This window comes from Brucella rhizosphaerae (genome assembly GCF_002252475.1).
Taxonomy (GTDB): Bacteria; Pseudomonadota; Alphaproteobacteria; order Rhizobiales; family Rhizobiaceae; genus Brucella; species Brucella rhizosphaerae.
Genome location: NZ_NNRK01000025.1, coordinates 70,781 through 89,625, shown reverse-complemented (window position 1 = coordinate 89,625; position 18,845 = coordinate 70,781). Strand labels below are relative to the sequence as shown.

Here is an 18,845-nt window from a genome sequence, read left to right as displayed (position 1 = left end):
ATTGTTTGAACCGCCCTATCTATTTGTTTTTACGCATTATCCGATGCAAAACCGCTTCACACTTTTGCTGGAAACGCTTTACTTCGTATAAAGCGCGCGCGAGCGCTCAAGATGGTGCAACATGGTTGCCTCCGCGCCGTCAGAATTTTTAGCGGCCAGCATTTCGATAATTTCTTCGTGCTCGACCAGCGTGTATTTTTCCTTACCCGTCCAGATCAGCATATGCGTGTGATATTCACGTAGCCATGCGAGCATCGCTTCGCTGACGCCAACAAAAATCGGGTTTCCCGAAATTTTCGCGATGCGAATATGAAACTCCATATCGGCGGAAATAAATGCATCGGCATCACCCAGCGATTCCCGCTGTCGTTCCACGATGGCGCGAAGATCTGCAACATCTTGGTCACTGGCCTTCTGTGCAGCCTCACGTGCAATTCCGCGCTCAAAGAAAATACGCGCACTTTTAAGATGCTCCAGCGTATCCAGTGATTGCGCCAGCATGATCTTCGCCGTCGGGTCGACTTGCTGCAAGATCGAACGGGCAGTCAGCTTCAAAACCTTGGCGCGCTCACCATGAGAGATGTTGACCAGCCCCATCTTGGCAAGGGACTGCATCGCTTCGCGGATCGCAGGACGGCCAACGCCAAAACGCTCCATCAGAACACGCTCGGACGGCATTTCATCGCCCGGCGTCAGTTCACCGGACGTGATCATGTTTTCGAGCCGGTCGAAAACTTCGTCGGATAGTTTGCGGCGAATGATGGGTTCGATTGGTTGGGTCATTGCGTCTCACTGCTCATGAGCTTTTCTCCCTTATGCATCTTCAAAGGCTCAGAGGAAAGCCGTTACCCACGCTCTTGTGACTGGGCTAACAATTTTCCGCTTGCAGATATTGGAATACTCATTATACCAGTTCGCACTCAAACACCATGCGCTTGTCCATCATGCATTTGTCTCAGGCGCAGCAAAAACAGTGAGTGACGCAAATTCCGATGAACATCTGTTTGACCTATCGTATTGAGACAACAGACAGCATTGAACAGATGGCGGCCAAGATCGCGAGCGATCAGTCGACCGGCACTTTTGTCGCTGTTCCCGGTGAAACGGAAGAGCTGAAGGCGCGCGTCGCAGCGCGCGTACTGGAAATTCGTCCGCTTGAAGATGCAAGCGTGCCTGCCTGGCCAGAGCTTGAACCCGGTCACGGCCCCATCAAGCGCGCTGATGTCGACATCGCCTTTCCGCTTGATGCTGTTGGTACTGATCTCGCAGCACTGATGACGATTGCCGTTGGCGGCGTTTATTCGATCAAGGGCATGACCGGCATCCGCGTTGTTGACATGAAATTGCCGGATGCTTTCCGCACCGCACATCCCGGACCTCAGTTCGGCATCGCCGGAAGCCGTCGCCTCACAGGCGTTGAAAAGCGCCCGATCATCGGCACAATCGTCAAGCCAGCCCTTGGTTTGCGCCCACATGAGACGGCGGAACTCGTCGGCGAACTGATCGAATCCGGTGTGGATTTCATCAAGGACGATGAAAAGCTGATGAGCCCGGCCTATTCGCCGCTCAAAGAGCGCATTGAAGCGATCATGCCGCGCATCCTCGATCACGAACAGAAGACCGGCAAAAAGGTCATGTATGCCTTTGGCATCTCCCATGCCGACCCCGACGTCATGATGCGCAATCATGACATGGTGTTGAAAGCTGGCGGCAATTGCGCCGTGGTCAATATCAACTCGGTTGGCTTTGGCGGCATGAGCTTCCTGCGCAAACGCTCGGGCCTCGTGCTACATGCCCACCGCAATGGCTGGGACATTCTGACCCGCAATCCGGGCGCGGGCATGGATTTCGGCGTCTATCAGCAGTTCTGGCGTCTGCTTGGCGTCGATCAGTTCCAGATCAATGGCATTCGCGTGAAATATTGGGAGCCGGACGAAAGCTTCGTCAATTCATTCAAGGCTGTCAGTACGCCACTGTTCACGCCTGCCGATTGCCCGCTTCCCGTTGCCGGTTCCGGCCAGTGGGGCGGTCAGGCACCGGAAACCTATGAACGCACGGGTCGCACCACGGATCTGCTTTACCTGTGCGGCGGCGGCATTGTCAGTCATCCGGGCGGCCCGGCTGCCGGTGTCCGCGCCGTGCAGCAAGCGTGGGAAGCAGCAGTCACTGGCATCCCGCTTGAAACATATGCAGCAGATCACCCCGAACTTGCAGCCTCGCTCGCAAAATTCGGGAAAGGTGGCGAGTAATGTCACAGGCTTCTAACGAATTGCTGCTGTCTTATTACGGTGATGATCTCACCGGCTCGACCGATGTTATGGAAGCTCTCGCTTCCAATGGCGTCGACACAGTTCTGTTCATGAATGTGCCAGACGAGAAGCTGCTTGCTCGTTTTTCGCATTGCAAAGCCATCGGGCTTGCAGGCACCAGCCGCAGCGAAACGCCGGAATGGATGCAGGAACATCTGACACCCGCATTCAACTGGCTGAAAGGCCTCAATGCGGCGATCACCCATTATAAGGTCTGCTCGACATTCGATTCAGCGCCGCAAGTCGGCAATATCGGCAAGGCCGTGGAAATCGGCAAAGCAATCTTCAATCAGGTCTATGTGCCACTGGTTGTCGGTGCGCCGCAGCTCAAGCGTTACACCTCTTTCGGCAATCTGTTTGCTGCCTATCAGGGCGAAATCTATCGCATCGACCGCCATCCGGTGATGAGCCGCCATCCGGTCACGCCGATGCATGAGGCCGATCTGCGCATGCATCTGGCTCAACAGACAACGCTTAGAACTGTCCTCGCCGATCTTGCAACACTTGCATCAGGTGATGCCGATGATCGCGTCAGCGCCATTGCCCAAAATGCTGACGGCATGTTGCTGCTCGACGTTGATAGCCATGAAAGCCAGTTGCAGGCAGGCGAACAGCTCTGGCGTTTGCGTGCTCGTGAAGGCTGGTTCGTTGCGGGCTCATCGGGCGTTGAATATGCGCTGCTGACCGCTTGGGCCAAAGCCGGACTGATCGTTGAGAAAAAAGAGTTTACGCTTCCGGGCAGGGTCGACCGTATTGCGGTCGTTTCAGGCAGCGTTTCGCCAACGACCGAACGCCAGATTCGCCATGCAACGGCATCAGGCTTTACCGGCATAGACCTCAACCCGCTCGATCTTCTAGGCGAAAACAGTAGTCAGGCAATCGAAGCCGCCATTGCCGAAGGCCAGAAGGCGCTTAAGCAGGGCAACAGCGTGATCCTCAATACAGCGCTTGGCCCATCGGCTGATCGCGGTGCAGAAATCGATAAGATCGCAGGTAGCCGTCACAAACTGGCGCGCAGCCTCGGTTTCATCCTCCGCAGCCTGGTCGAGCGCGAACAGCTTACCCGCGCAGTCATTGCAGGCGGCGACACTTCCAGCCACGCATTGCGTGAATTGCATGTGGATGCACTGACCACGCATTTGCCGCTTCCACAAACACCCGGGTCGCCGCTTTGCACGGCACACGGCGATCACGCCGCCACCAACGGCCTGCAAGTTGCCCTCAAGGGCGGTCAGGTCGGTTCTGACGGTTACTTCAGCCAGATTCGTGACGGACTCGCGATTTGAATCTGGAATACTCATTGACTGGTTATACCAGTTAAGTTACCAAAAGTCTGGGAAGGAACTATAAATGACAGCTATCGCTTTGTTCGGAGCGGGCGGCAAGATGGGCTACCGTCTGGCCAAGAACCTCAAAGGTTCGCGCTTTGACGTACGTCACATTGAAGTCAGCGACGCAGGCAAGGCACGCCTGAAGAACGACCTCGGCATCGACACCATCGATGCGGGTGCAGGTCTCGAAGGCGCTGAAGTCGTTATTCTGGCTGTGCCGGATACTATTATCGGCAAGGTTGCTGCAGGCATCGTCGACAAGCTGAAGCCAGGCACGATGGTTATAGCGCTCGATGCAGCTGCACCATTTGCCGGCCATCTGCCAGAACGCGCAGATCTCACTTACTTCGTGACACATCCTTGCCATCCACCAATCTTCAACGACGAAACAGACATGCAGGCAAAGAAGGATCACTTCGGCGGTCTGTTTGCAAAGCAGCACATCGTTTCGGCTCTGATGCAGGGTCCGGAAGAAACCTATGCGCTTGGCGAAGAAATTGCCAAGGTCATCTGGGCACCTGTCATGCGCTCGCACCGCGTAACCGTCGAGCAGCTCGCAATCCTGGAGCCGGGCCTGTCGGAAACTGTTTGCGCATCCCTTTTGGTCGTCATGAAGCAGGCTATGGACGAAAGCGTTCGTCGCGGCGTTCCTGAAGAAGCTGCTCGCGACTTCCTGCTCGGCCACATGAATGTTCTCGGCGCCGTCATCTTTGGCGAAGTCCAGGGCGTATTCTCCGATGCCTGCAACAAGGCAATCGAATTCGGCATTCCTGCGCTGATGCGCGACGACTGGAAGAACGTTTTCGAACCGGAAGAAATCGCAGAAAGCATCCGTCGCATTACGTGACGTCACTTGGGAGGGCGTAGTGCGCCCTCCCGTTTTACCGCCCTTTTGGGAAACGGGGCTTATTGGGAGGTCTACATGAAGTTTACACGCAGGAAAATTGCGCGCGGTTTTGCGATTGCAGCCGTTTCAGCAACATTGGCAGGTGGCGTGGTTATGCCAGCCTGGGCTGCCGATCTTATTGCGATCATCACACCATCGCATGACAATCCATTCTATAAGGCGGAAGCTGTTGGCGCTGAAGCCAAGGCCAAGGAACTCGGTTACGATACGCTGATCCTTCAGCATGACGACGACGCAACCAAGCAGTCGCAGCTCGTCGATACGGCTATCGGCCGTGGCGCCAAGGCTATCATCCTCGACAATGCCGGTTCGGAAGCATCGATTGCAGCCGTTCAGAAGGCCAAGGACGCGAAAATCCCTTCGTTCCTGATCGACCGTGAAATCAATGCCTCTGGTGTTGCGGTTTCGCAGATCGTTTCAAACAATTATCAGGGCGCACAGCTCGGTGCGGAAGAGTTCGTCAAGCTGATGGGCGAAGCGGGCAATTATGTCGAACTGCTCGGTCGTGAATCCGATCTCAATGCGGGCACTCGCTCGAAGGGCTATCACGACGTCATCGACGAATATCCAGACATGAAGATGGTTGCGCAGCAGTCGGCCAACTGGAGCCAGACTGAAGCCTTCACGAAGATGCAGAGCATTCTGCAGGCAAACCCTGAGATTAAGGGCGTGATTTCTGGCAACGACACCATGGCTATGGGTGCTTGGGCTGCGCTTGAAGCGGCTGGCCGCAAGGACATTATCGTTGTTGGCTTCGACGGCTCCAACGATGTCCGCGACTCCATCAAGGCAGGCGGCATCAAGGCAACTGTTCTGCAGCCAGCCTACGCTCAGGCACAGATGGCTGTCGTCCAGGCTGACGAATATATCAAGACCGGTAAGGAACCTGCTGAAGAAAAGCAGCTGATGGACTGCGTGCTCATCAACCCTGACAATGCAGAAAAGCTCGAAACCTTCGCTTTGAAGGATTGATCAGGCACTGCTTAGCCGGGAGCGCCCGCGTTCCCGGCACTACTTCCTATATCGAGGATAAATTCATGTCAGTGCTGAAGTCAGCTTCCATTATCCTGCTGGCCTGCGGTGTCGCGCTTTCGGGCTGCAAAATCATCAAGACGCCGACAGCAGAAGAAGCCGCAGAAGCACGCGGCGATAATTTCAATCCCGATCGCTCGGTCGCCGATATCTGGGATTCAAAAGTGAAGCCATTTTTTGCCGAGAAGACTGCAACGCTCGACGAAGTGATGCAGGCCACCAATGCTGATGTAGATGCAGCCGGAGCAAAATACGGCCATCGCGAAAAGCAGGGCAATGCCCCCTGGACCTTCGCAGCCAAGCTTGAAGGCACAGTGGTCGCAGCTGAAACAAAGTCACGCGCCGCCTATGTCGATGTCGACAGCAATGGCGATGGCAAGGCCGATGCACGCGTGCAGATCGGGCCTACGGTTCGCGGCAGCGCGATCCGTGACAGCCTATCCTTCGTGAATTTCAACGAGTTCCGTAACCAGATCGACTGGGCACAGTTCGGCAAGGCTTTCAACACCCGCGTCAACGACGACGTACTGTCCAAGCTGCCACGCGAAGATCTTGTCGGCATGAAGGTGAAAGCCGAAGGCGCTTTCCCATTGCCGTCGAAGGGCCAGCTTCCACTCCTCACTCCCGTTTCCATCTCTGTGGAGAAATAAGCCATGGAGACGGAACTGAACCAGAGGGACGATATTGTCCTCAAGCTTGAGGATGTTTCCAAGGTCTATTCAGGCATTGTCGCTGTCAAGCGTGCCAATCTTGAACTGCGCCGTGGCTCGGTCAATGTGCTTGTCGGCGAAAATGGTGCGGGTAAATCCACGCTGATGAAAATCATCGCTGGCGTTGAACGCCCGACCATGGGGAAGATTATTCTCGATGCTGAAGAAGTATCATTCGACAGTCCCGCCGATGCGCAAAAGCGCGGCATTGCGATGATTTTTCAGGAATTGAACCTGTTTTCAAATATGTCGGTGGCAGAAAATATCTTTGCCACACGCGAAATCACACGCGGTCTGCGCGGCATCAATCACAAGGCGCAGGTTGTAAAGGCCAACGAATATCTCGACCGGCTCGATGCAGGCATCAGTGCAAATACGCTTGTCGCCGATTTGCCGATTGGTCAGCAGCAGCTTGTCGAAATCGCAAAGGCAATCTCGATTGATGCACGCATCGTCATTATGGACGAGCCGACATCCGCACTTTCAGCCGCCGAAGTCGATATTCTGTTCAAGGTGATTGCCGAGCTGAAGAGTCAGGGCGTGGCAATCGTCTACATTTCGCATCGTCTCGAAGAACTGATGCGGATTGGTGATTACATCACGGTTCTGCGTGATGGGAAAATCACCGGGCAGGAAGAGATCAGGAATATCGATACGCAATGGATCGTGCGTTCGATGATCGGTTCCGATGCCAAGGATTTTGCCAAGCCTGTTACCCACAAAATCGGAGCTGAGCGGTTTCGTGCCGAGAACATCACCCTGCCCCGCCCAACCGGTGGGCTCGCAGTTGATGATGTGTCGCTCTCAGTGCGCGCCGGTGAAGTTCTGGGTATTTATGGCCTCATGGGTGCAGGACGCTCCGAGTTCTTTGAATGCGTGATGGGGCAACACGGGCATTCGACCGGTAATATCTATATCGATGGCCAGGAAGTGAAGGAGCGCGACACAACCCGTCGCATCCGACGCGGCCTTGCGCTCATACCGGAAGACCGCCAGCGCGAAGGTCTGGTCCAGATATTATCCATTGCCAGTAATCTGACGCTTGCAAGTCTCGACCGTCTGGCGCGCTTCTTCCACATCACGCCAAAGCGCGAAAAACAAGCCATTCAACAGGCGATCCAGGACCTTGCTATCAAGGCACCAAACCCGGAATTCGAAGTCACGTCGATGTCGGGCGGCAACCAGCAGAAAGTCGTCATCGGCAAGGCGCTGATGACCAATCCAAAAGTTCTTCTGATGGACGAACCATCGCGCGGCATCGATGTGGGTGCGAAGGCTGACGTTTTCCGCACCATGCGCAGGCTTGCCGCCGAAGGTCTTTCCATTCTCTTTTCAACCTCTGATCTGGAAGAAGTCATGGCGCTCTCCGATCGCATCGCGGTGCTCAGCAATGGGAAGCTGATTGCCATATTCGACCGCGATAAAGCGACGGAAGCCGACATTGTTGCCGCTTCGGCCAAGGGCCACGGGCATACGCATGACAACGACCACAACAAACAAACAAGGGAACTCGCGTCATGACAGCCAACACAACGACGGCGGCCACTGACTCAACCTTTAACAGCGGCTCGGCCCTGCTGACGCTGATGAAACTGAGAACCTTCATCGCGCTTTTCGCGGTGTTCATCTTCTTCTCGTTCGCAGCGCCAAATTTCCTTTCTGCCGCCAACCTCATCCTGATGTCGAAGCACGTCGCCCTCAACGCGTTTCTCGCGATGGGCATGACCTTCGTCATTATCACGGGCGGCATCGATCTCTCGGTCGGCTCCATCGTCGGGCTTTGCGGGATGGTGGCGGGTGGCCTGCTGATCTATGGCGTTGACCTTGGCGTCGGCTATACGATCTATTTCAACATCTTTGAGATATCGCTCATCACACTGGCAGTAGGTGTCGCGGTCGGCTTCATAAACGGGCTATTGATCACCAAATTAAATGTCGCGCCCTTCATCGCGACGCTCGGCACCTTGTATGTGGCGCGTGGTCTGGCGCTGTTGTCCTCAGACGGCCAGACTTTCCCGAACCTCGTTGGCCGCGAAGACCTGGGTACAACCGGCTTTGCCTTCCTCGGCTCCGGCAGCATTCTGGGCCTGCCCGTCTCAATTTGGATTCTGATCGCGGTGGCGCTCATTGCAGCTTATGTCGCGCGTTACACGCCGCTTGGCCGTCAGATTTTCGCAGTCGGCGGCAATGAACGTGCAGCCCGCATGTCAGGCATCCGTGTCGATCGCGTAAAGATGTTCGTTTACATGTTTTCGGGCTTCTGTGCGGCAATTGTCGGCATTATCATCTCATCCGAGCTGATGTCGTCACATCCGGCAACGGGAAATTCCTTTGAGCTTAACGCCATTGCGGCAGCGGTTCTCGGCGGCACCTCGATGTCTGGCGGACGCGGCACTATTGGCGGTACGATCATTGGTGCATTCGTTATCGGTATTCTCTCCGACGGTCTGGTCATGATGGGCGTTTCGTCCTTTTGGCAGATGGTCATCAAAGGCCTTGTCATCATCATTGCCGTGGTGGTCGATCAGGCGCAGCGCCGCCTCCAGCAGCGCGTTACACTCATGCAAATGGCAAAAGCGGGTTAAAAATGGCAGAATTGAATGGCGCTCTGATCGGCTGCGGCTTCTTCGCAATCAACCAGATGCATGCATGGAATGACGTTTCGGATGCCAAAATCGTGGCAATCTGCGACCGCGATCCTGAGCGGCTGAAGATTGTCGGTGACCAGTTTGGCATCGAACGCCGCTACACGGATGCGCAGGCGCTGTTTGCGGATGGCGGCATCGATTTTGTCGATATTGCCACCACGGTTTCAAGCCACCGTGCTTTGGTGGAACTTGCCGCCGCCCACAAGGTGCCAGCAATCTGCCAGAAGCCATTTGCCAAAACGCTTGATGATGCAAAGGCAATGGTGAAAGTCTGTCACGAGGCAGGCATTCCGCTCATGGTGCATGAAAATTTCCGCTGGCAGACGCCTGTTCAGGCCGTACGTAAGGCGCTCGACAGTGGCGTCATCGGCACACCATTCTGGGGGCGTTTTTCTTTCCGCTCGGGCTTTGATGTCTTCTCCGGTCAGCCTTATCTTGCGGAAGGTGAGCGCTTTATTATCGAAGATCTCGGCATTCACACGCTTGATATTGCGCGCTTCATTCTGGGCGACGTCACGAGCCTTGTCGCGCGCACAAAGCGCGTTAACCCGAAGATCAAGGGCGAGGATGTGGCAACCATTCTCATGGACCATGAAAATGGTGCAACCTCGATTGTCGACGTGAGCTATGCCACCAAACTCAGGACCGATCCTTTCCCGGAAACGCTCATTGAACTTGATGGCACGGAAGGCTCGATCCGGCTTTATCAGGGCTATCGTCTTGAGGTGATCACACCTTCTGGCACCACTGTTTCCGACGTTGCACCAAAACTGCTCTCGTGGGCCTCGCGTCCATGGCACAATATTCAGGAAAGCGTTTTTGCCATTCAGCAGCACTGGGTGGATAAGCTCGCATCGGGTGAAGAAACCTCCACATCGGGCGCTGATAATCTCAAGACTTTCGCGCTTGTCGAAGCGGCCTATGACAGTGCTGCGAGCGGTAATCGCATCGACATCGCGGCTTTGCTAAAATGAGCAGCGTCGATCCTTTTCTGCTCTTTGGAACGCGCGAAACGGAAGCCAAACCACTGTATCTGAAAGCGGGCCTGCTCGTCGTTGATCTCAGCGATGGCAATCTTCGCACGATCACCTATGACGGCGTCGAGGTTCTGCGTGCCATTTCCTATCTGGTGCGGGATCGCGACTGGGGCACCTATAGTCCGAAAATTCACGATCTCAACGTCGAAGAAAACAGTACCGGATTTACCGTTACCTATCAGGCTCAGTGTGAAGGCCCCGATGCAACACAGCTAAACATTGATGTCCGCATTCAGGCAGATACCAGCGGAACGCTCACGTTCGACGCCATGGCCAATACCGGGACCGGCTTTGAGACCAACCGTTGCGGCTTCTGTATTCTGCATCCAATCGTCGGCGTGGCAGGCTCACCTGTGTCTGTCGAGCACGTCGATGGCACGCTCAATCAAACCCATCTGCCCGACCTGATCGAGCCTTGGCAGCCCTTCAGGGACATGCGCGCTATCACCCACGAGGCGATCCCCGGCGTTTCAGCCGAGTGCCGCATGGAGGGCGACACGTTTGAGATGGAAGATCAGCGCAACTGGTCTGATGCATCTTACAAGACCTATGTGCGTCCACTGGCTTTGCCATGGCCTTATCAGATTGAAGCATCCAAGCTCCAGCATCAGCGCATTGTGCTCAGTATTCGCGACACGCGCAAAACAGCGTTAACAACAGCTCGGAATGCAGAGCCGGTGAACATCACGCTCGGTGACGTGGGTGGCAGGATGCCAAGTATCGGCATCATCATCACGCCGGAGGAAGCCAAGGCCAGTTTAACTGCGATAGAGCTACTAAAGGAACTTGCCCCGCAGGATTTGTTATTTCATTACGATCCTCTGGCGGGCCATAACGGGCAGGCATTTGCCGATTTTGCAGCGTTGGTCGCCCACTACAAAGGGCGCGTTTCTCTCGAAATAGCATTGCCTTGCATGAAAGCGCTCATCGATGAAACGAGCGCCATTGCAGCAGACATGAAAGCCGCTGGTTTCATGCCAGATGCAATCATGGTTTCACCGGCCATAGACCGGCAATCGACTCCTCCCGGAAGTGAATGGCCACCCTGCCCGCCGCTCGAAGATGTTTATGCGGCAGCGAGAGCAGCCTTCCCGAATGTGCGTCTCGGCGGTGGAATGCTGAGCTATTTCACTGAGCTGAATCGCAAGCGTGTACCGCGCGACCTCATCGATTTTGTCACCCATTGCACCAATCCGATTGTCCATGCGGCTGATGATCTGAGTGTCATGCAGACACTGGAAGCACTGCCTTTCATCACGCGTTCGGTGAGGGCTATTTATGGCGACAAACCCTATCGCATCGGGCCGTCTACCATCCCCATGCGTCAGAACCCATATGGCACCCGGACGATGGAAAACCCGAATGGCAAACGTATCGCCATGGCCGATCGCGATCCGCGCCATAATGGAAAATTTGCGGAAAGCTTTGCATTTGCATATGCAATATCTGTGCTTGATGCAGGACTGGACAGTCTCACACTTTCAGCGCTCACCGGCCCGTTTGGCCTGATCGCAGGTGAAAACGAACCGGCTGCTGCGGGTGAAAAACGCCCTCTGTTCAATGCAGTCAAAGTGCTCGCGCAGCTTGCCGGTAAAAGTTTCAGACTGTGTCAGTCATCGCGTCCATCAGACGTTCTGGCATTTGCGGTAGAAGATAAGACCGTCTGGCTGGTCAATATCACATCGTATGAGCAGGACGTGGTCGTTGAAAGTGGCAGAACAATCAAAATTCCGCCCTATGACGTGCTCTCAATGACGGTTTAAAAAAGCCGGGCGAGCTGCCCGGCTTCGTTATTCATGCGCTCGGATATTGAGCATCCGTCACATGCTCCATCCAGTCGACAACCTTTCCATCGAGCTGCTCCTGCGTTGCGATATGGGTCATCGCATTTTTAGGCGAAGCGCCATGCCAGTGTTTTTCACCTGGTTCAAACCACACAACATCGCCGGGTCGGATTTCCTCAATCGGACCGCCTTCGCGCTGCACCAAGCCTGATCCAGAAGTAACAATCAGCGTTTGTCCGAGCGGATGCGTGTGCCAGGCGGTGCGGGCTCCGGGTTCAAATGTGACCACAGCTGCAGCCGCACGCCGCGCCTCATTGGGCGAAAACAGCGGATCAATGCGAACCTTGCCCGTAAACCAGTCTGCCGGTCCAACACCAGATGGCGCCGATCCATTTCTTTTGATTTCCATAGCGTTCTCCTGTCAGCGCATAAGATAGCGCCATGACATTGCAAAGAAATAGCAAAAAACGCCGATCTAATGACCGGCGTTTATCAATTTGATTTGAAAAGTCACTATAACCGTTAGCGGCGTTTCGCTGGCTGCTCTCCGAGCTTCATGCCGTGGCGCTTGCCAAGCTCGGCAGTCACAACCTCTAGCTCCTGCGTCTTGCGTGCGGCATCCCAGCCAAATTCCACGCCAAGAATATCGGCAATGGCCGCCAGGTTAGCATTCGACAGCGCGCCATCAATCGCCAGTGTTGTGCGTCGCAGAACCACGTCGGAGAGATGCACGACCAGTTCATTGCGCGCAATCCACGCAATTTCCGCACGGCTTATAGTATCTGTATCAGGCAGAAGTGTAACACCAACCTTTGCTTCATCCGCAATGATAGGCAAGGCCGTGGTGCCATAACGCTTCAAAAGTATCTCGACACGTTCGGCTGGAAGTCCGGTTTCCTTAGCCTGCTTTGCCACCCACGCTGCGCGTGCATTGGCGTCTGCCGGATAATCCTTACCACCACCGATGGTGAGACTACGGGTGGATTTGAGGCGTTCACGGCTAAAACGCTTGAGAACTGTATCTGCAACTTCTTCTGCAAAGCCGCGGAATGTCGTCCACTTGCCACCAACCAGCGAAATGATTGCGAACGGACGGCTCGCGTCTGGCTCGATAACCGGTGCGGAATGATCGCGGCTGATAAGGCCGGGCTCCGAAGCATTGGAGGCAGGCAGCGGACGAATGCCGCTATAGGTATAAACGATCTGGCTGCGGTCAAACTTCAGCTTCGGCAGCAGCGAGCGCAGGCTCTCGATGAAATAATCGATTTCCTTGTCTTCCGCGAAAACCTCATCCGGATTGTTCGCCGGGATGTCCGTAGAACCAACCAGCGCCAAACCGTGATAGTCATAGACGAGGCAGATACGACCATCATCCGCCTCGAAATAGATCATGCGGCCCTTGAGACTTTTGACCAGTTCCGGGTGATCGATCAGGATGTGTGAGCCCTTGGTGCCGCCGATCATCCTGGTTTCTTTACCAAGCGCCGCGTTGACATGATCGATCCACGGACCAGCTGCATTGATGACGATCTTTGGCTTGACCGTGAAAGCAGCACCATCCGACCCTTCAAAGCTTACCGCGCCGTCATTGGCCGCAACAATAGAGGTAAAATTGACTGCTGCACTTTGCGGATTGGCCTTCAAACCATCACTGACAAGCTCATAAACGAGACGTTCCGGCTTGCTGACCCATGCATCATAATAAATGCCACCCCCAACGATAGACGTGGTCATATAGGGCATTTCCTTCAAGGCACTCTTCCTGAAGAGAAAATTATGCTTTGGCATAACGCGTTCACGCGCACCAAAATAATCGTAAAGTCCGAGACCGATTTTGATCAGCACGGCCCCACGGCTACGTGGTGCTGTCGTTGAGCCGAACAGAGTTCTGAGCGCTGCGGTAATACCCTTGGTCCACGAAAAGACCGGAATGAAGGTCGGCAGCGGCTGGACATTATGCGGCGCATTTTTAAGCAGGATATTGCGCTCGACCGTCGATTGCGCCACGAGACCAAACTCACCGGTTTCCAGATATTTGAGGCCGCCGTGAATGAGGCGCGAAGGAGCAGCACTTGTGCCCGAACCAAAATCGCCTTTGTCAACGATGAAACAGCTCACGCCCTGTTCGCTCAGATCGCGATAAAGACCCGCGCCATTGATACCTGCACCCAGAATGAGCACATCAACACCGTCGGCTTCGAGTTGGCTGATACGGCTCTTCATTTGGCTACTGCTTACGAAATCGTTCATTTCACTGTCTTTACATCGTCATCGCGCAAACGAGCGCGGCATATTTCAATCTGTTAAGGCGTCAATCTTGGGCCAGATCGGTCCAAGCGCAGATGCGATTTCCTTGAATAACGCGTAGCGCTTTTCATATTGCGCGCTGCGCGTTGCATCCGGCGTATAGGTTCGCCCAATCGCATCAAGGTCACGCGGATCGCTGTACACATCAGCGAAAACACCCGCACCCTTGCCTGCGCAAAGGGCAGCACCCCATGCAGCCGCTTCATCCGTTTCCGTGACTGTGACCGGCATACCCAACACATTGGCAAACATCTGCGCGAATGATGGACTGCGCGAAACACCACCGGTCAGGCGAGCGCTAGAAATTGCAAATCCATCTTTCAGATGGTCGACATGAATGCGGTGGTTAAAAGCAATACCCTCCCAGACCGCACGCAGCATATCGCCACGTTCCTGCCAGCCGCGAAGACCGAAGAACGCGCCGCTTGCCATCGCACCATACGGCGAGCCGAACAAATAAGGATGGAATAATGCTGTCGAAGGCTTGGCAAGAGCAGCATCGATTTCCGGGCGCAGCATGTCGTGTATAGAGCGACCCGTTTCTTCCGCTTCAAGCCGTTCTGCCGGGCAGAGCTTATCGAGGAACCAGTCGTAATTTGCGGTAGACGCGGGAGAAATGGACATGTTGTTCCATTCGCCGGGCGCAATACCATTGCGGCAGAACCAGCTCTTATCGACATTTGGCTTGGAGGAAAGCGTTTCATTGATCGAATAGGTGCCAGCTACAATTGCAACCGTGCCGATCTTAAGACCACCGACACCAAGTGCGGACGCGGTTACATCATGCAGACCGCCCACAACGGGCGTTCCGGCAGCAAGGCCGGTTCGGCTTGCACATTCCTGAGAAACACCACCGACAATTTCGTCAGAGCGCGACATTGGCGGCAGAGCATCCCACAGTGCTTCCAGCCCGAAAAGAGCAAGTGCTTCCCTGGAATAGTCCTGGGTGTTTACGTCGGTAAAGGAAGTCGATGCCTCGGTGCGGTCAGTGCCCACTTCTCCGGTCAGACAGAAACGCAACCAATCCTTGCAAGCAATGACATGACCGATACGACCATAGCGTTCCGGCTCGTTTTCCTTGACCCAGGCCAGAATGGCCGATGGTGCCGAAGCGTGTGGCAGCTGACCGGTGATGGCAATCGACTGTTCTGCAACAGGACCGCTCACCCAGCGCTCGGCTACGTCAACGGCACGGCTGTCGAGCGACAGGATACCCTTGCCGAGTGGGCGCGCATCCTTGTCGAGCATATAGATGCCATCACCATGCGCGGTGGTGGCAATGGCGAGAATGTCGGATGCAGGACGTCCACTCTTTGCAATCGCTTCGGCAATTGCATCGGCAGTTGCATTCCAGAATTCATCCATGTCGCGTTCAACATGGCGCGGCTGCGGGAAGGATTGCGCAACACGGCGACGGGCGACAGAAAGCGGTGTGCCGTCAATATCGAACAATACGGCTTTGGTGACGGTCAGTCCGCTATCAATTCCCAACAGAGACGGCATGGATCGTATTTCCTGATATGTATGCGATGAGCGCAGCCCGAAAAGTGTGAAACGGTTTCAGGACTAAGATGCGCGTTAAACTCTCAAGCCTTCAGGCTTATTCTTTCGAGCCGCCTGAGCGGGCGACGACGACGTTGATGCCTTGCGCCTGCATACGTTCGATATGTGCGAAAGGCGTCTCCTCATCGACAATCACGACGTCAAAATCGGACAGCGCGCCGAAATTGTGCAATGCGCGGCGTTCGAACTTTGTATGATCGGCAAGCAGCACGCGCTTTGCAGCACAATCAAGCATGGCGCGCTTGGTTTCGACCATTTCCGGCGACTGGTGAAACAGCAGATCATCGGTGATGGCGGCGATCGAAATGAATGCCACGTCCGCCCGCAGGCGGCGAATTTCATGAATGGTCATGCCGCCAACAAAGGCGTTACACCAGTTGTAAAGCTGCCCGCCAAGACCAAGCAGCGTGACATCTTTGATGTCGCGTACTTCATTCATCAGGATCAGCGAATTGGTAATGACCGTCAGCGGCCCCTTGCCCGGCAGGTAAGGCACCATCTGAAGAACAGTTGTGGAATCGTCGAAGAAGATGGCCTGTCCCGGCTCTACGAACTGCATCGCAGCTTCCGCGATCAGCTTCTTCTCTTCGGACTGGCGTGCGACGCGATAAAGGTCGCTCGCTTCTATGAGGCTTGTCGGTGCTGCAGAAACAACGCCGCGCGCCTTACGAAACAGACCGCGACTGACGAGTTCGTCAACATCTCTGTGCGCAGTCATCAGGCTGATACCGAAACGTTCGGTCAGATCTTCGATCCTCACCGATCCTTCGGACATAATCATTTCAGCAATTTGCTGGCGGCGAACCAATTGACGTGCATGCCGACTATCGTTCGGCACCTGCTCTGTCATCAGGTTGTCTATGCTTGCTTTGTTGCTTGTGACCATGCTTCCACTCGTCCCCAGCCCGCTCAATTATTGACCGGTCCCGATTCATAGCATCGGTACGAAAAATGCGGAGAGGAGCGCGGGATCAAGCCCGCGCTCCGTCCAATCAGGTCTTACTGTTCGAGAACGAATGGCGACGTGTACTTGTCAACATTGTCCTTGGTGATCAGGAAGCAATCGAAGAGCTGCTTTTCCTGGTCAACGCCGGTCTTGCCGGTCTTGATGAAGTTGTCGGCCTGCTTAACAGCAGCTTCCGAGAAGATCGCAACTGGCTGCAGAACGGTGTACTGAAGTTCGCCAGCCTTGATGGCTGCAACAGCGTCTGGCGAGCCGTCGAAACCGCCAACCTTAACCTTGTCCAGCTTGCCAGCCTTCTTCAGAGCAGCGATTGCACCGAGAGCCATTTCGTCGTTACCCGAGATAACGCCGATGATGTCTGGATTTGCCTGAAGCAAAGCCTGCATCTTGTCGTGACCCTGCGTACGGTTCCAGTTGGCAACATCCTGACCAGCCTTTACGAGGTCTGGGTACTGCGAAAGAACGGTTTCATAGCCGTTCGAACGAGTGGCAGCATTGTTGTCCGACGGCGAACCGAAAAGCTCAACATACTTGCCTTCTTCACCAACGCTCTCAACCCACTGCGTTGCACCAAGTGCTGCGCCCTGTGCGTTGTTGGAAACGAGCTGTGCCTTGGCAAGGCCTTCCTGGTTGATTTCAGCGTTTACGAGGAACACTGGAATGCCAGCTGCAACAGCGCGCTTAACTGCGCCAACCGAACCGTCAGCATTTGCTGGATCGAGAATGATCGCGACCGACTTGTTGGTGATTGCGGTATCGATCAGGTTGCTTTCGGTGTTGGTGTCACCCTTGTGGCCGCCGACAACAGCCGAATAGCCAAGGCCTTCAGCGGTTTTCTTGGCGATTTCACCTTCGGTGTACCAGTATGGGTTGGAAGGATCGTTGACCACGATTGAGATTAGACCTTCAGCCCACGCCGAGCTGGCAATAAGCGGTAGTGCTGCAGCAGCAGCAAACAGAACGCGCATACCCTTCTTAAACATGTCTCACTCCCGTAAAAATTATCGTTGAGTTATACCGGTTTCCCGGCGTTACCATTTCCAGTGGGCGAAATTTCAAACTGATATCGCCGTCTTGGAACCTTTCGATACCCCCGAAGAACCGGCTCCGCCCGGAACGGTGGGCGGAGCCGTAATTTATCAACGCCGGGAGTATTGAATGCTGTTGAGCAGAACTGCGAGCACGATAACCGCGCCGGTAAAGACAGTCTGCCAGTAGGATGATACGCCGATGATCACGAGGCCATCGGAGAGGAAGCCGATAACGAAAGCACCCAGAAGCGTACCCTGAATGGTACCACGACCACCCGTGAGTGCTGCACCGCCGATTACGACTGCGGCGATTGCCGTCAGTTCATAAGTGGTGCCGGCGGTTGGGCCTGCCGAAGTCAGCTGTGAAGACAGAACCAGACCAGCGATTGCGGCACAAATGCCTGAGATCACATAAACCGAAATCTGGACGCGCTTGACCGGAACGCCGGAAAGCTCAGCAGCGCGCTCATTGCCACCGGAAGCATAAAGCCAGCGGCCAAATGCGGTGCGGTTAAGCACGACTGCAACGATGATGGCGAGAACAGCCAGTACCAGCACGCCAATCGGCACACCAAAAAGCGTATTGAAGCCGAGCCACTCAAAGCCGGTATTGCCGAGTTCCGGGCGACCGCCGAGATTATTATAGGTCAGGCCATTGGTCATAAGAAGTGCGACACCGCGCGCGCAATAAAGCACGCCAAGCGTTGCCACGAAGGCCGGAACGCGCAGATAAGCAATCAGAACGCCGTTAATGCCACCAACAAATGCGCCCAAAGCACAGGTGATGAGGACAACCGCCCAAACGGGGAAATAAAGAATGATACCCAGTTCCGGAAGATTGACACCCTGCATCAGGAAGCCAGCCACAACCCCCGCAAGACCAAGCGTAGAGCCGACCGAAAGATCAATACCGCCATTGAGGATGACCAGCAGCATGCCAATTGCCAGCAGGCCGAAAATGGCCACATGCGATGACATGATGAGGAAGTTATTGACGGTGAAATAATAAGGCGAAAGGAACGAGAAGACTGCGATAATTGCGATCAACGCAAAGAACGCACGGCCTTCGAGCAGCAAATGCACGATGCTGGTTTTGCGCTTTGTCCCGTTGGACGCCGCCTTTTTGTCATTGGTGCTCGTGACTGACATTCTATCAGTGCTCCATAATCAAGAGCATCTTGCGGTCGGCAAGACCGACGTGATGCTCTAACTCTTTGTTTTA

The 18,845-nt window shown here is 54.8% G+C and carries 16 protein-coding genes; 9 read left to right on the top strand and 7 right to left on the bottom strand.

Annotation, left to right across the window (positions count from 1 at the left end):
- Positions 1-78: 78 nt before the first annotated feature.
- Positions 79-783 (bottom strand): transcriptional regulator NanR, encoded by a 705-nt coding sequence (locus CEV32_RS07960; protein WP_094576011.1) that lies wholly within the window; start codon positions 781-783, stop codon positions 79-81.
- 209 nt (positions 784-992) lie between these two features.
- Between CEV32_RS07960 and oiaX the strand changes: the two genes are divergently transcribed.
- The 9 genes from oiaX to apnL all read left to right on the top strand — a co-directional run bounded on the left by oiaX (position 993) and on the right by apnL (position 11,737).
- A complete protein-coding gene (gene oiaX, locus CEV32_RS07955) occupies positions 993-2,249 on the top strand; it encodes a 3-oxo-isoapionate-4-phosphate decarboxylase OiaX (protein ID WP_094576007.1) in 1,257 nt (418 codons plus the stop codon).
- The gene (locus CEV32_RS07950; RefSeq protein WP_094576005.1) at positions 2,249-3,595 is read left to right on the top strand and encodes a four-carbon acid sugar kinase family protein; all 1,347 of its coding nucleotides are present in this window, start codon (positions 2,249-2,251) and stop codon (positions 3,593-3,595) included. The genes oiaX and CEV32_RS07950 overlap by 1 nt, the downstream gene beginning before the upstream one ends.
- A gap of 64 nt (positions 3,596-3,659) precedes the next feature.
- The gene (locus tag CEV32_RS07945) at positions 3,660-4,487 is read left to right on the top strand and encodes a phosphogluconate dehydrogenase C-terminal domain-containing protein (protein WP_094576002.1); all 828 of its coding nucleotides are present in this window, start codon (positions 3,660-3,662) and stop codon (positions 4,485-4,487) included.
- A 75-nt stretch (positions 4,488-4,562) separates the two neighbouring features.
- Positions 4,563-5,519 (top strand): D-ribose ABC transporter substrate-binding protein, encoded by a 957-nt coding sequence (locus CEV32_RS07940; protein ID WP_094575999.1) that lies wholly within the window; start codon positions 4,563-4,565, stop codon positions 5,517-5,519.
- Positions 5,520-5,584: 65 nt separating this feature from the next.
- A complete protein-coding gene (locus CEV32_RS07935; protein ID WP_094575996.1) occupies positions 5,585-6,229 on the top strand; it encodes a DUF2291 family protein in 645 nt (214 codons plus the stop codon).
- A 3-nt stretch (positions 6,230-6,232) separates the two neighbouring features.
- Positions 6,233-7,810 carry a sugar ABC transporter ATP-binding protein gene (locus CEV32_RS07930; RefSeq protein WP_094575994.1) on the top strand — a complete coding sequence of 526 codons (1,578 nt, stop codon included), beginning with the start codon at positions 6,233-6,235 and terminating at the stop codon, positions 7,808-7,810.
- Complete coding sequence (locus CEV32_RS07925) at positions 7,807-8,874, top strand: ABC transporter permease (protein WP_094575991.1); 1,068 nt, start codon at positions 7,807-7,809, stop codon at positions 8,872-8,874. Before CEV32_RS07930 ends, CEV32_RS07925 begins: the two co-directional genes overlap by 4 nt.
- A gap of 2 nt (positions 8,875-8,876) precedes the next feature.
- On the top strand, positions 8,877-9,911 hold the full coding sequence (locus CEV32_RS07920) for a Gfo/Idh/MocA family protein (RefSeq protein ID WP_094575987.1): 1,035 nt from the start codon (positions 8,877-8,879) through the stop codon (positions 9,909-9,911).
- Positions 9,908-11,737, top strand: coding sequence for a D-apionate lactonase (gene apnL / locus CEV32_RS07915; RefSeq protein ID WP_094575983.1), 1,830 nt, complete (start codon positions 9,908-9,910; stop codon positions 11,735-11,737). Before CEV32_RS07920 ends, apnL begins: the two co-directional genes overlap by 4 nt.
- A gap of 31 nt (positions 11,738-11,768) precedes the next feature.
- Here apnL and CEV32_RS07910 read toward each other — a convergent pair whose 3' ends face one another.
- From CEV32_RS07910 to CEV32_RS07885, 6 genes are all read right to left on the bottom strand, one after another.
- Positions 11,769-12,167, bottom strand: a complete 399-nt coding sequence (locus tag CEV32_RS07910; RefSeq protein WP_094575980.1) for a (R)-mandelonitrile lyase — start codon at positions 12,165-12,167, stop codon at positions 11,769-11,771.
- 113 nt (positions 12,168-12,280) lie between these two features.
- Positions 12,281-14,008: a glycerol-3-phosphate dehydrogenase/oxidase gene (locus CEV32_RS07905; RefSeq protein WP_094575975.1), complete on the bottom strand. Its 1,728-nt coding sequence runs from the start codon at positions 14,006-14,008 to the stop codon at positions 12,281-12,283.
- A 45-nt stretch (positions 14,009-14,053) separates the two neighbouring features.
- Positions 14,054-15,568, bottom strand: a complete 1,515-nt coding sequence (locus CEV32_RS07900) for an FGGY-family carbohydrate kinase (RefSeq protein WP_094575971.1) — start codon at positions 15,566-15,568, stop codon at positions 14,054-14,056.
- 97 nt (positions 15,569-15,665) lie between these two features.
- Positions 15,666-16,514 carry a DeoR/GlpR family DNA-binding transcription regulator gene (locus CEV32_RS07895; protein ID WP_094575967.1) on the bottom strand — a complete coding sequence of 283 codons (849 nt, stop codon included), beginning with the start codon at positions 16,512-16,514 and terminating at the stop codon, positions 15,666-15,668.
- A gap of 113 nt (positions 16,515-16,627) precedes the next feature.
- The gene (locus CEV32_RS07890) at positions 16,628-17,575 is read right to left on the bottom strand and encodes a D-ribose ABC transporter substrate-binding protein (protein ID WP_094575964.1); all 948 of its coding nucleotides are present in this window, start codon (positions 17,573-17,575) and stop codon (positions 16,628-16,630) included.
- Positions 17,576-17,731: 156 nt separating this feature from the next.
- Positions 17,732-18,772 carry an ABC transporter permease gene (locus CEV32_RS07885; RefSeq protein ID WP_094575960.1) on the bottom strand — a complete coding sequence of 347 codons (1,041 nt, stop codon included), beginning with the start codon at positions 18,770-18,772 and terminating at the stop codon, positions 17,732-17,734.
- Positions 18,773-18,845: the final 73 nt, after the last annotated feature.